Genomic DNA, 13,994 nt, shown 5'->3' with positions numbered 1-13,994 from the left:
TTCGGTTCGCCGAAGTTGCCAAACGAAAGGTATTTTGACATGGCTAATGATTTTTCTGCACGTCAGCCGCGTCGTAAGTACTGCCAGTTCTGCAAGGAGAACACTGAGTTCATCGACTATAAGGACACTCAGCTTCTCCGTAAGTACATGACCGACCGTGGCAAGATCAAGCCCCGTCGCGTCACTGGCGCTTGCACGCAGCATCAGCATGACATCGCCAACGCCATCAAGCGCGCCCGCGAGATGGCTCTCCTGCCGTACACCGTCCCCGTGGTTTCCTCTCGTGGCAACCGCGACCGCGGCTAAGAAGGGAGACGCATCATGAAGGTTATTCTTCTCGATGAGATCAAGGGCAAGGGCGGCGAGGGTGACGTCGTAGAGGTCGCTCAGGGTTACGCTGAGAACTTCCTGTTCCCCAAGAAGCTCGCTGTTGCCGCCACCAAGGGCAACCTCAAGCAGCTTGACGAGCGTCGCAACAACATCGCCAAGCGCGAGGCCGTCCGTCTGGCTACCGCCAACGAGACCAAGGCTGCCTTCGAGGGCAAGACGGTCACCGTTGACGTCAAGGTCGGCGACGAGGGCATCCTCTTTGGCTCCGTTACCGCCGCTATGATCGCTGACGCCATCAAGGCTCAGCTCGGTATGGACATCGACCGCAAGCGCGTCGAGCTCGGTAAGCCCATCAAGGTTGCCGGTGCCCACACCGTTGCCATCTCGCTGTACCGCGAGATCAAGGCCGAGGTTGTCGTTCTCGTCGGCGTTACCGCCGAGGAGCTCGCTGCCGAGGCTGAGGTCGAGGAGGCCGCTGAGGTCGCCGAGGCCGAGCCCGCCGAGGTCGAGACTGAGGCTGCTGCCGAGTAGCATTTGCTGCAACGCAACAATCTTGTTCTAAGAAGGGCGCTCTGGGAAACCGGGGCGCCCTTTTTGTTTTTTTGCGCTGAGTGAGTGTCATGGCGAACGTTGCGTCGAAGTCCTATATACGGGACCGTTCATCCGTTTCGTTCGGTGATGATTGGCGGCGTGCGGCCCGTTTTGGGACCGTGGCTGATACTATGGATGCTCGCAAGCGATATGAATGAGGATGCTCATGGCATACGACGATAGGGAGACGGGGCTGACGGTCGAGGACCGTGGCTCCAAGTTGGGTCTTCCCCAAAACCAAGATGCAGAGGCCAACGTACTGGCCGCTATGCTGCTATCGCCCGAGGTGGTCGAGGAGGCCCAGGTCGAGCTGCAGCCCGATGACTTCTACCGGCCTATTCATAAGACCATCTACACCGCGATGGTCGATATGTACAACAGCCGCATTCCCATCGACTCTATCTCGCTGATCGATTACCTGCGCAGCATCAACAAGCTCGATGCCGTGGGCGGCGAGGCCTACATTTTGGAGCTGATGGGTCAGACCCTGTCGCTCGTGAACTGGCAGCACCATGCCGCCATCGTCCGTCGCGACTCGATGCTGCGCGAGCTGATCGGTGCCACCAACGAGATCAACGCGCTGGCCTATAACGCCCCTACCGACACCAAAGAGGTCGTGGAGCTGGCCGAGAGCAAGCTGCTCAAGGTCACGGCACGCGAGGTCAAGTCGAGCTACAAGACGTTGACCGAGTTTATGGTCGAGGCCTATAACGAGGCCGAGGAAGTGTGCCAGGCCGGTGGCCAGGCTGCGGGCGTGCCCACGGGCTTCCCGTCGCTCGACCGCATGCTCATGGGTTTCCGCGAGGGTCAGCTCATCATTATCGGCGCTCGCCCTGCTGTGGGTAAGACGTCGTTCGCCCTGAATCTGGCGCTCAACGCTGCCGCTGCCGGTTATACCGTCGGCTTCTTCTCGCTGGAGATGTCGGGTAAGGAAATTGCCCAGCGTCTGATTTGCGCCTATGCCATGATCTCGATCAGTGACTTCCGCATGGGCCGCATTAGCCCCGAGCAGTGGGCCAATATCAACGAGGCCACGCAGACCTTGTCTAAGCTCGACATTTTGATCGACGATACGCCCGGCACCACAGTGACTGAGATCCGCGCAAAGAGCCGCCGCATGCTCCACAACAAGGAGAAGGCCATCATCATCCTGGACTACCTGCAGCTGGTGAGTCCTCCGCCGGGACGTCGTTCCGAGAGCCGCACCGTCGAGGTCTCCGAGATGTCGCGAGGTCTGAAGATTATGGCCAAGGAGCTCAAGATTCCGCTGATCGCGCTGTCGCAGCTGTCGCGTCAGGTTGAATCCCGTACCGGCAAGCGCCCGCAGCTGTCCGACCTGCGTGAATCGGGCTCCATCGAGCAGGACGCCGATATCGTTATGTTCTTGGACCGATCCGCCGACGAGGCCGAGGCCTCGCGTGACGATCGACCCGACGAGGGCGTTACGCGTATCGTCGTGGCCAAGAACCGTTCGGGCCCGATCGGTGACGTCGACCTGATGTTCCTGCCGGCATCCACCAAGTTCTATGAGCTTGATGGGGCGCATACCGAGGAGTAGGACAGGCGCCCGTTACACGGGTATACTGGGAATGTTTTGTGCTTCTGCGTGCCGGCGTGGCACGTAGACAGTCCATGAATGTAAGGAGTAAACATGCCGTCAACCGTTTTGGTCGGTGCCCAGTGGGGCGATGAGGGCAAGGGTAAGATTTGCGACCTGGTCGCCGGCGACTTTGATGCCGTCGTGCGCTACTCGGGCGGCAACAACGCCGGCCACACCATCGTCGTCAACGGCAAGAAGTACGGCCTGCACCAGGTGCCCTCCGGCATCATGTATTCCGACCATGTGTCGGTGATCGGTAACGGCTGCGTCGTCAACCCCAAGGTTGTCCTTGAAGAGATTGACATGTTCGAGGCCGACGGCATCACCACCAAGAACCTCAAGATCAGTGGCAACGCGCACATCATCATGCCGTACCACATCGATCTGGATGGTGCTTTTGAGCAGAAGCTCGGCAAGAAGAACATCGGTACCACCAAGCGCGGTATCGGTCCGTGCTATCAGGACAAGATGGCCCGCATTGGCCTGCGCATGCAGGATATGCTGGACGAGACGCTGTTCCGCGACAAGCTGGAGACCGCTCTCGCCCGCGTGAACCCCGAGCTCGAGCTCATCTACAACCTGCCCACCTACACCGTGGACCAGATTTGCGACGAGTACCTGCCGATGGCCGAGCGCCTGCGCCCCTACATCACCGAGACGAGCCTGCTGCTCAACAACATGATCGATGAGGGCAAGGACCTGCTGTTTGAGGGCGCCCAGGCGACGCTGCTCGACATCGACCACGGCACCTATCCGTACGTGACGTCTTCCAACTGCACCGCCGGCGGCGCCATCACCGGTTCCGGCGTGGGCATGAAGAACGTCGACCGCGTGCTGGGCGTCATGAAGGCCTATATCACCCGCGTCGGTTCGGGCCCCATGCCCACCGAGCTTTCCTATGAGTCCGAGGCCGGCCACACGCTGACCGAGGAGGGCTATGAGTACGGTGTGACCACCGGTCGCCGTCGTCGCTGCGGCTGGTTCGACGGCCCCATCGCCAACTACGCCTCACGCGTCAACGGCCTCACCGATATCGCCCTGACTAAGCTCGACGTGCTTTCGGCCTTCGACACCATCAAGGTGTGCGTGGCCTACGACGTCGATGGCGAGCGCTACACCAGCGTGCCCGAGCATCAGGTGCGCTTTGAGCATGCCAAGCCCATCTACGAGGAGCTCCCCGGCTGGAAGTGCGACATCACCGGTTGCCGCAGCTTTGATGAGCTGCCGCAGGAGGCTCAGGACTACGTGGCGTTTATCGAGGATCTGGCACACACCCGCGTGACGTTCATTGGCGTCGGCGCCGGTCGCGAGCAGATCATCAACCGATTCTGGAAGTAATCGGGACTATTTGGTTATTGCGATATACCCCTTTGCAGCCCAAGCGGGCGGCCGAGGGGTATATTTGCTTGCAAAGGGCTCGCACGGAGCGGGCCATTCATCCATAGAGGAGGCACCCTTGAAGGCGGACACTCAAACCATCGACATCCTGTTGTTGGGCAGCGGCGGCCGTGAGCATGCTTTGGCAGCTAAGCTCGCAGCATCACCGCGCGCCGGCAAGCTCTACATCGCGCCGGGCAACGGCGGCACCGCGAGCTGCGGCGAGAACGTTGTTCTCGACGACTGCGATCCTGCGGCCGTGGCGGCGTTTGCGCAGAGCCACGGATGCGGACTCGTGGTAATTGGCCCCGAGGCTCCGCTCGTGGCGGGCGTGGCCGACGCCGTGCGCGCGGCGGGTATTCCCTGCTTTGGCCCGGGTGCCGAGGGCGCCCAGATGGAGGGCTCTAAGCTGTTCTCCAAGCAGCTCATGGAGCGCGCCGGTATTCCGACGGCAGCCTACGGCTCGTTTACCGACGAGGCTTCGGCTCTTGCTTATGTGCGTGAGCAGGGCGCTCCGCTGGTCGTCAAGGCCGACGGCCTTGCCGCGGGCAAGGGCGTTATCGTGGCGACCGAACTTGAGCAGGCCGAGGAGGCCGTGCGCGAGTGCTTTGGCGGCACCTTTGGCGATGCCGGCAACACCGTGGTTATCGAGGAGATGCTGACCGGCCCCGAGTGCTCGCTTTTGGCCTTTACCGACGGCAAGACCGTGCGTCCCATGGCCACCTCGCAGGATCACAAGCGCGCGCTCGAGGGCGACAAGGGCCCCAACACCGGCGGCATGGGTGTCTACAGCCCGGTGCCCATCGTGACCGACGAGGAGCACGCCACCATGGTGGCGGTCATGGAGCAGACCGTTGCCGAGCTTGCTGCCGAGGGCATCGACTACCGCGGCTGCCTGTACGGCGGCTTTATGCTCACGCCCGCCGGCCCCAAGGTGCTGGAGTTCAATGCCCGCTTTGGCGACCCCGAGACTCAGGTCGTGCTGCCGCGCCTTAAGAATGACCTGGTCGAGGTCATGCTGGCTTGTGCCAACTGCGAGCTCGATCAGATTGAGCTCGACTGGCGTGACGAGTGGGCCGTGGCCGTTGTCCTGACGAGCGCGGGCTATCCCGGCAGCTACGAGAAGGGCAAGGTCATCACCGGTATCGCCGACGCCGAGGCCATGGAGAACGTGACCGTGTACCACGCGGGCACTGCCGTGGTGGACGGCCAGCTCGTGACCAATGGTGGCCGCGTGCTTGCCGTGACCGCGCTGGGCGACACGTTCGAGAACGCTCGCAACCTTGCCTACGAGGCCTGCGAGAAGATTGATTTTGAGGGCAAGACCCTGCGTCACGACATCGGCCTGCGCGCGCTGCGCGGCCGCGACGCCTGGGATGCCTAAAATCCGAGAGGAATGAGACGGATGGACGAGAAGAACGAAGAACTCGTGGACGCGCAGATCGTCGAGGAGGACAGCCGCATGTATGGGCACGCCGAGGGCGAGCCTGGTGGCGAGGTCGCTGACGAGCCGGCGCTGGTGCTGGGCGACGACGACCCGCACGATGCCGAGCTGCACGAGAAGATTCTTTCGGAGGAGTGCGCCTGGAAGGGCAAGATCCTCGACGTCCACCGTCTTGAGGTTGAGCTGCCCAACGGTCGCCGCAGCGCCCGCGATATCGTTCGCCATCCGGGTGCGGCGGCCGTTGTGGCACTGACCGAGAGCGGCAAGATCGTACTGGTGCGTCAGTACCGCACCGCCATCGACCGCGTGACGGTCGAGATTCCCGCCGGCAAGCTCGACCCGGGCGAGGACCCGCTCGATTGCGCCAAACGCGAGCTGCATGAGGAAACGGGCTTTAGGGCCGGTCGCATTCGCTTTTTGACGTCGATTGTCACGTCCTGCGGTTTTTGCGATGAGATCATTCATGTCTACCTGGCCACCAAGCTCGAGTTCGACGCGCCCAACCCCGACGATGACGAGTTTGTCAACGTGGACCTGGTGCCGCTGCACGAGCTGATCGACGCCGTACTCGACGGCAAGATCGAAGACGCCAAGACCGTCGTGGGCGCGCTTGCTTGCGACAGCATCGCGCACCGACTAGGCGGGGCCGATCTTTAACGAGCGGGAATGATCCCGCAGGTTTGTGTAAGTCAGCGAAAGTGCTCCATTTGAGACAAGGTGGCCTAAAAGAGGAGGGAAGCGTATGGATATACGCGACCGACGATTGAAGGCCAGATTGTCCAAATGGAGCACTTGTAGCGTCGAGACGAAACGCGGTTTGGTAAAACCGCGTAAGGTGATTATGCTGAAGCGTTTTCTGTCTTATTACAAGCCCCAGATGGGGCTTTTTGTTGCTGATACTGTTTGCGCTCTGGTGCTTGCCGCCATTGACCTGGCGTTCCCCATTATCCTGCGCAATTTGACCGGTGGGCTGTTTACTCAGGGTCAGGCTGCCATTATGCAGGCGCTCGGCATGATCGCGGTGGGCTTGGTGTTGATGTATGCCGTCCGCTGCGCCTGCCGCTACTTTGTGAGCTATTGGGGTCACGTGATGGGCGCGCGCATGGAGTCCAAGATGCGCGAGGACCTGTTTGACCAGTACGAGCGCTTTAGCTTTGCGTACTTCGACCGTAACAGCTCGGGCGACATGATGAGTCGCGTGGTCAACGACCTGTTCGATATCTGCGAGGCGGCGCATCACGTGCCCGAGTGGATCATCATCTGCGGCATCGAGATTATCGGCTCGTTTGTGATCCTCTTTACCATCGCCCCGGTGCTGGCGCTTGCCATGGCTGTGGTGACAGCAGCGTTTGCGGTCATCATGTTTTGGCAGAACATGCGCATGCGCGAGGTCTTTAGCGACAACCGCAAAAAGATCAGCGGCATCAATGCGCAGCTGCAGGATTCGCTGGCGGGCATGCGCGTGGTCAAGAGCTTTGCCAATGAGGAGACCGAACGCTTCAAGTTCCGCGCCTCAAACAATCGCTATCTTTCGTCCAAGGAGAACATGTATCACGCCATGGGTGTCTATACCGCGACATATGGCCTGCTTTCGGGTGTGCTCTATGTGATCGTGGTGCTGCTGGGCGGCTGGCTGGTCGCCCAGGGGCAGCTGCAGGCGGTCGATATGGCGACCTTTGCACTCTATATTTCGCTGTTCTGCACGCCGCTCGAGACACTCGTCAATTCGGCCGAAACGTATCAGAAGGCCATCGCCGGCTTTAAGCGCATGGACGAGGTACTCTCGACCGCGCCGGATATCCAGGACAAGCCGGGCGCCACGGATCTGCAGGTGACCGCCGGCGCCGTGGAGTATCACGACGTGTGCTTTAACTACGAGGACGTTGAGCTGGGCGAGGGCGATGCCGAAGAGCGTCCCGTTATCGACCATATGAATCTGTCCATCAAGCCCGGGCAGACCATCGCTTTGGTTGGTCCTTCGGGCGGTGGCAAGTCCACGACCTGTTCGCTGCTGCCGCGCTTTTATGACGTGGCTGCCGGATCCATTAGCATCGACGGCCAGGACGTGCGCGATGTGACGCAGCAGAGCCTGCGCCGCGCCATCGGCCTGGTGCAGCAGGATGTCTACCTGTTTGACGGAACAATCGGCGAGAACATCGCCTACGGCAAGCCGGGCGCTACGGCAGAAGAGATCGCCGAGGCCGCCCGTCGCGCCAACATCGATGCCTTTATCGAGTCGCTTCCACAGGGCTATGACACGGTCGTGGGCGAGCGCGGCAGCCGTCTTTCGGGCGGCCAAAAGCAGCGCGTTGCCATTGCGCGTGTGTTTCTCAAGAACCCCAAGATCCTGATTTTGGACGAGGCGACGAGTGCTTTGGATAACGAGAGCGAGGAGGCGGTGCAGGAGTCACTCGAAGAGCTGGCACGCGGCCGCACCACGATTATCATCGCCCATCGTCTTTCGACCATTAAGCATGCCGATGAGATTGCGACCGTTGAGCATGGTCGCGTTGTGGAGCGTGGCACGCACGAGGAGCTTCTCGCCCGTGGCGGCACCTATGCCCGTTACTATCGAATGCAGTTCGAAGGTGCGCGTGCGCACGAGCTCGACTGATTGATATGACAGGAAGTTTATGGCTGACAAGAACCCTTTGACTCCGGAAGAAGTGACGGAGTTATTCTCCGAAATCGATGCATCCGGCGTCTTGGATCCCACGCTTGCCAAAAAGCGAACCGAGCGCATGCGTGAGAAGGAGGCTGCGGCCAAGCGCGGTGACAAAGCGGCGCTAGCGCAGCTGCGCAGCGAGGACCGCGCGAGCCAGGCAAAACATATCGACCCGCTGTCCGAGGACGATCCTTCGGGCTCGCAGGTGAGCCATACCATTACGAAGACCGCGATGGCCGTAGTCATTGGTATTTTGGTGCTGATCGTGGGCATGCAGATCGGCTACGGCGTGATGCGCCGTCTGAATACCGCCAACCTGTCCGAGAGCGTTTCGGTGGATACCGTCTCGACCGCGCTCAAGGGTGGACTCGAATGGGGCAACGGCTTTACGCAGTTCCCGCTCGATTTTTCTGTCGACGAGGCCGATGAGCGTACGGGCACGGTTGAGGTGACGGTGTTGGACACGTCGTCTGCCAATGAGCTCGAGCTGCTGTCCAACGGGCAGATCCAGGCCGCGGCGCTTGCGACCAACGCCCTGCTCAACGACAAGATTGACCGCGTGGTGTATAACGTTCACGCCTATATCGACGAGGATAGCAACATTCAGCACGATTCCTTTTTTGGCATGTTCCCCGCGCGGGGTCATCAGAGCGCCATTTTGACGTTTGTGTGGACCAAGAGCTCATCCAACGCCACGAGCATCGACTGGAAGATGCGCATCGTAAGCATGGACGACACCATTGCCGAGCGCATTCAAAAACAGGTGAACTCGGTTTCGTCGCTGATCGAGGACCCGGTGGTGAGCCAGACCAAGATTGACGAGGAAAAGGCCGAACGTGACCTGGAGCATCGTCTGCATGGCCGCGAGATTTTCCGCGGCGGCAAGCCCGATCGCTCACCGTCCGATCTGCTGGAACAGGACAAGAAAAAGTAAGACGCCATCATCCCGCGTGAGCCACAAGCCCCGCGGGATGATTTTTCTGGGACGGGGATTAAATAATCATTATGCATAGAAAGTCATAATTATCATTTCGTAAACAATTTGATGAAATTAACGCCATGAGGCATGCTTGCGGTTACAATACCGCGAGGCCTAACTACACACCTTTAAGCCGGTCCTGTGAGACCGGGAAGGAGAATTATGGCGAACAACCATACCGCGGGCGCTGCCGCCCGCACCTTCGCGCCCAGCGAGCTTTGCCAGCATATGCTGGCCAAAACCAGCAAGGGCACCTGCGGTCCCTGTATCCTGTATCTTGAGGATGGGACCATTTTTTATGGACGTGCATGCGGCGCCGAGGGCACCGCGACCGGCGAAGTCTGCTTCAACACCTCGCTCGAGGGCTACTTTGAGGTCATGACCGACCCGAGTTATGCCGGCCAAATTGTAACCATGACCTATCCGCAGATCGGCAATTACGGTATCGACGAGACCGATGTCCAGTCGGCCTTCCCTGGCGACGCCGTGCGCCCTGCGAGCGCTCCGGCTATGCGCGGCATGATCGTTCGCGACATGTGCGCCACGCCTTCTAACTGGCGCTCGGCCGTCAGCGTGCCGGAGTACCTGCGCGCTCACGGCATCGTCGCTATCGAGGGTGTCGACACCCGCGCTCTGGTGCGCCATCTGCGCGACAATGGTTCCAAAATGGGCATTATCTCGACCGAGATCTTCGACGTCGACGAGCTTGCCGAGCGTCTGGCCGCAGCGCCCACGCTGGTAGGCGAGAACCTGGTCAAGACCGTAAGTTGCCCCGCACCTCACGAGTTTGTGGCCGCCGACCTGCCTGCCACGCATGACTTTGCGCTTGCGGTTGCCGCTCCTGCCCGTCACAAAGTGGTCGCCTACGACTGCGGTGTGAAGCGCGGCATTCTGGAGGGGCTGGTCCGCGCCGACTGCGACCTTACTGTCGTGCCGTGGGATACGCCCGCGAGTGAGGTGCTCGACATGAATCCCGACGGCGTCTTTTTATCCAACGGCCCCGGCGACCCCGATGCCGTGGTGGAGACCTACGAGCAGGTGCAGCAGCTGATCGGCAAGGTGCCGGTCTTTGGCATTTGCCTTGGTCACCAGATGATCAGCTTGGCGTGCGGCGCCCAAATGGAAAAGCTTAAATTCGGTCACCGCGGTGGCAACCAGCCGGTCATGAACCTGGTAAGCCGTCGCGTGGAGATCACCGCACAAAACCATGGCTTTGGCCTGCTGTTCCCCAGCTTGGGCAAGCTTGTCCCCGAGCTTTCCGGCGGCGAGACCGAGCATGCGGCCGATGGAGATCTGCGCGTTTGGGTGCGCCGCGGAATCGCGCCGGTCGTGATGAATGAGCACTTTGGCCGCATTCGCCTAACACATGTGAACCTCAACGACGGCACCGCCGAGGGCGTCCAGCTGCTCGACGCCCCGTGCTTCTCGGTCCAGTACCACCCCGAGGCCTCGCCTGGCCCCACTGATGCCCACTATCTCTTTACCGCCTTTACGCGACTCATGGACGGCGAGGAGAACTACCTGGACATCGACACCGCGAAGGACCGTCTGGCTGGCTGGAATTTCGCCGAGACCGCCGCGACCGAGACCGAGGAGAACTAACATGCCGAAACGTACTGACATCAAGCGCATCCTCGTCATTGGTTCGGGCCCCATCGTTATCGGTCAGGCCTGTGAGTTTGACTACTCCGGCGCCCAGGCCTGCAAGGTGCTCAAGGAGGATGGCTTTGAGGTCATCCTGGTCAACTCCAACCCGGCGACCATCATGACCGACCCGGGTCTTGCCGACCGTACCTATGTCGAGCCCATCACCGCCGAGTTTATCGAGCGCGTAATCAAGAAAGAGCGCCCGGACGCGCTGCTGCCCACGCTGGGCGGCCAGACCGGCCTGAACGCCGCCGTCGAGCTGGCGAAGGACGGCACGCTCGACAAGTACGGCGTCGAGATGATCGGCTGCGACCTTGCCGCTATCGAGCGTGGCGAGGACCGCAAACTCTTTAACGAGGCCATGGCCGAGATTGGCCTGGAGGTCGCGCGCTCGGGCTATGCCTACAGCGTGGCCGACGCCGAGGCTATCGCCGAGCGCGTGGGCTATCCCTGCGTACTGCGCCCGAGCTTTACCCTCGGCGGCGCCGGCGGCGGCATCGCTCACACCCACGAGGAGCTCGTCTCCATCGTGAGCCAGGGCCTGGAACTCTCGCCCGCCCACGAGGTGCTGGTCGAGGAGTCCATCGAGGGTTGGAAAGAGTACGAGATGGAGGTCATGCGTGACCACGTCGGCAACGGCATCATCGTGTGCTCCATCGAGAACCTCGACCCCATGGGCGTGCATACCGGCGACTCCATCACCGTCGCGCCGGCGCAGACGCTCTCTGACCTTGAGTATCAGCGCATGCGCGTGGCCTCGCTCGCCATTCTGGAGAAGATCGGCGTCGAGACCGGCGGCTCCAACGTGCAGTTTGCTGTGAACCCCAACACCGGCCGCCTGATCGTCATCGAGATGAACCCGCGCGTGAGCCGTTCGTCCGCACTGGCCTCCAAGGCCACGGGTTTCCCTATCGCCAAGGCCGCCGCGCGCCTGGCCGTGGGCTACACGCTCGACGAGATCGTCAACGACATCACCAAGGCCACGCCCGCCTGCTTTGAGCCCACGATCGACTACTGCGTGGTCAAGGTGCCGCGCTTTGCCTTCGAGAAGTTCAAGGGCACCGACCCCACGCTCACCACGCGCATGAAGGCCGTGGGCGAGATTATGGCGATCGGCCGCACCTTTGAGGAGGCCTTCGGCAAGGCCATGCGCTCACTGGAGGACGGTCACCAGGGCATCTGCGCCGGTGGCAAGGAGGGTGCCGACAAGCTGAGCGACGATGAGCTCGCTCAGGCCGCGGCAACCCCGACCGAGCACCGCATCTTCTTTGTGGTCGAGGCCCTGCGCCGTGGCTGGGACATCGCCCGCATCCATGCCATCTGCGGTATCGATCCGTGGTACCTCAATCGTATCAACGACATGGTGCAGGTCCAGGAGAGCATCCGCGGCCTGCGTGTGGAGGATATCGACGCCGACGCGATGCGCCTGCTCAAGCAATACGGCACGAGCGACGCCGAGATTGCCGCGCTGACCGGCTCGGACGAGCGCTTTGTGCGCGCTTACCGCAAGGGCCTGGGCGTGGTTCCCAGCATGAAGACGGTCGATACCTGCGCCGCCGAGTTCTCGAGCGCCACGGAATATCACTACAAGACGTACGAGAACATCTACCGCACGAGCCCGGATGCCAAGAAGTGCGTGGCTCCCGACGAGACCACGCCGGCGGACAAGCCCAAGGCGATGATCCTGGGCGCCGGCCCCAACCGCATTGGCCAGGGTATCGAGTTCGATTACTGCTGTGTGCACGCGAGCTACGCGCTGGCGGCCCGCGGCTTCGAGACCATCATGGTCAACTGCAATCCCGAGACCGTCTCGACCGACTATGACACGTCCGACCGTCTGTACTTTGAGCCGCTCACCTACGAGGACGTCATGGACGTTATCGATGTCGAGCGCCCCGACGGCGTCGTGGTGACGCTCGGCGGCCAGACCCCGCTTAAACTGGCGCGCATGCTCGAGGAGAGCGGCGTCAACATCATGGGTACCAAGCCCGACGCCATCGACTTTGCCGAGGACCGCGAGCGCTTTGCCGCCCTACTCGACAAGCTGGGCATTATGTATCCGCCGGCGGGTCAGGCAACCTCGTTTGAGGAGGCCGAGACCGTGGCCGCGCACATCGGCTACCCGCTGCTGGTGCGTCCGAGCTACGTGCTGGGTGGCCGCGGCATGATGATCGCCTACGATGCCGAGCATCTGCGCGATTACATGGCCGAGGCTGCGCGCATTAGCCCCGACTACCCGGTGTATCTGGATCGCTTCCTGGAGGGTGCGATCGAGTCCGATGTCGACGCCCTGTGCGATGGCGAAGAGGTCTACATCGGCGGCATCCTGGAGCATATCGAGGAGGCCGGTATTCACTCCGGCGACTCTGCGACCTGCATCCCGCCGTTCAGCTTTAGCGAGAGCCTGCAGGAGAAGCTCCGTGAGACCACGCGCCGCATCGCGATGGCGCTGGGCGTGCGCGGCCTGGTCAACGTGCAGTACGCCATTAAGGGCGAGACCGTTTACGTGATCGAGGCCAACCCGCGCGCAAGCCGTACTGTGCCGTTTATCTCCAAGGCCACCGGCGTGCCGCTGGCCAAGTGCGCGGCGCGTATCATGGCGGGCGATTCCATCGCGAGCCTGGGCCTGCCGAGCGACGAGCGTCAGCTGGACTGGTTCTGCATGAAGGAAGCCGTTATGCCCTGGGGCCGTTTCCCGGGAGCCGACGTTATCCTGGGGCCCGAGATGAAGTCGACGGGCGAGGTCATGGGTATCGCCAAGAGCTATCCCGAGGCATACGCCAAGACGCAGCTGGCGATCGACTACAACCTGCCCGACCCGAGCGCCGGCAAAGTGTTCATTAGCGTGTGCGACCGCGATAAGCGGCATATTCTTTCGGTCGCCCGCATCCTGCGCTACCTGGGCTTTGATATCTGCTCCACCGAAGGTACGGCGCGCGTGCTGCGCGGCGGCAACGTGACCTGCGAGATCGTGGAAAAGATCAGCGGCCCACATGATGGCGAGCGCCCCAACATCGGCGACCTCATCGCCGATGGCAAGATCGCGGTGATTATCAACACGCCGTACGGTCCGGGTTCGCGCGGCGACGGCTATCTGTTGCGTACCGAGGCGGTGCGCCGCGGCGTAACCTGCGTGACCGCGATGTCCGCTGCCAACACGTACGTGAGTGCCATCGAGGCGGTGCGCGAGGACCAGCAGGGTCACGGCAGCGCCAACGACATGGGCATGGACGTCATCGCCCTGCAGGACCTGCCGCAGCACACGGTGTAGATTGAGCTGTCCGGCCGGGGCGGAGGGGGCTGAGTTTCCCCCTTCGCTCCGGCTGCAAGCAGAGTCGCTCAGTGGGAAACTCAGCCCCCT

10 protein-coding genes are annotated in these 13,994 nt (G+C 61.6%); all 10 read left to right on the top strand.

Going from position 1 to position 13,994, the window contains the following annotated elements:
• Window positions 1-39: 39 nt before the first annotated feature.
• Entirely contained in the window at window positions 40-306 is a 267-nt protein-coding gene (rpsR, locus tag DW870_RS07645) for a 30S ribosomal protein S18 (RefSeq protein ID WP_006235829.1), read from the top strand.
• Window positions 307-321: 15 nt separating this feature from the next.
• Window positions 322-861 carry a 50S ribosomal protein L9 gene (gene rplI / locus DW870_RS07640; protein WP_117877301.1) on the top strand — a complete coding sequence of 180 codons (540 nt, stop codon included), beginning with the start codon at window positions 322-324 and terminating at the stop codon, window positions 859-861.
• 220 nt (window positions 862-1,081) lie between these two features.
• On the top strand, window positions 1,082-2,479 hold the full coding sequence (gene dnaB / locus DW870_RS07635; RefSeq protein WP_117634693.1) for a replicative DNA helicase: 1,398 nt from the start codon (window positions 1,082-1,084) through the stop codon (window positions 2,477-2,479).
• Window positions 2,480-2,572: 93 nt separating this feature from the next.
• Window positions 2,573-3,859, top strand: a complete 1,287-nt coding sequence (locus tag DW870_RS07630) for an adenylosuccinate synthase (protein WP_117877299.1) — start codon at window positions 2,573-2,575, stop codon at window positions 3,857-3,859.
• Between the two features lie 118 nt (window positions 3,860-3,977).
• Complete coding sequence (purD, locus tag DW870_RS07625; RefSeq protein WP_117877297.1) at window positions 3,978-5,282, top strand: phosphoribosylamine--glycine ligase; 1,305 nt, start codon at window positions 3,978-3,980, stop codon at window positions 5,280-5,282.
• A gap of 21 nt (window positions 5,283-5,303) precedes the next feature.
• Window positions 5,304-5,999: an NUDIX domain-containing protein gene (locus tag DW870_RS07620; RefSeq protein WP_199573628.1), complete on the top strand. Its 696-nt coding sequence runs from the start codon at window positions 5,304-5,306 to the stop codon at window positions 5,997-5,999.
• A gap of 184 nt (window positions 6,000-6,183) precedes the next feature.
• Entirely contained in the window at window positions 6,184-7,956 is a 1,773-nt protein-coding gene (locus tag DW870_RS07615) for an ABC transporter ATP-binding protein (protein WP_117877295.1), read from the top strand.
• Between the two features lie 19 nt (window positions 7,957-7,975).
• Window positions 7,976-8,941 (top strand): hypothetical protein, encoded by a 966-nt coding sequence (locus tag DW870_RS07610; RefSeq protein WP_055251358.1) that lies wholly within the window; start codon window positions 7,976-7,978, stop codon window positions 8,939-8,941.
• Window positions 8,942-9,148: 207 nt separating this feature from the next.
• The gene (gene carA, locus DW870_RS07605) at window positions 9,149-10,588 is read left to right on the top strand and encodes a glutamine-hydrolyzing carbamoyl-phosphate synthase small subunit (RefSeq protein WP_117877293.1); all 1,440 of its coding nucleotides are present in this window, start codon (window positions 9,149-9,151) and stop codon (window positions 10,586-10,588) included.
• A 1-nt stretch (window position 10,589) separates the two neighbouring features.
• Window positions 10,590-13,904: a carbamoyl-phosphate synthase large subunit gene (gene carB / locus DW870_RS07600; protein WP_117877291.1), complete on the top strand. Its 3,315-nt coding sequence runs from the start codon at window positions 10,590-10,592 to the stop codon at window positions 13,902-13,904.
• The last annotated feature ends 90 nt before the right edge of the window (window positions 13,905-13,994 follow it).

It is taken from the genome of Collinsella sp. AM38-1BH (assembly GCF_003467545.1).
GTDB lineage: Bacteria > Actinomycetota > Coriobacteriia > Coriobacteriales > Coriobacteriaceae > Collinsella.
Note: the sequence above shows the minus strand (reverse complement) of the source record. Positions and strands in the feature narration are given on the sequence as shown.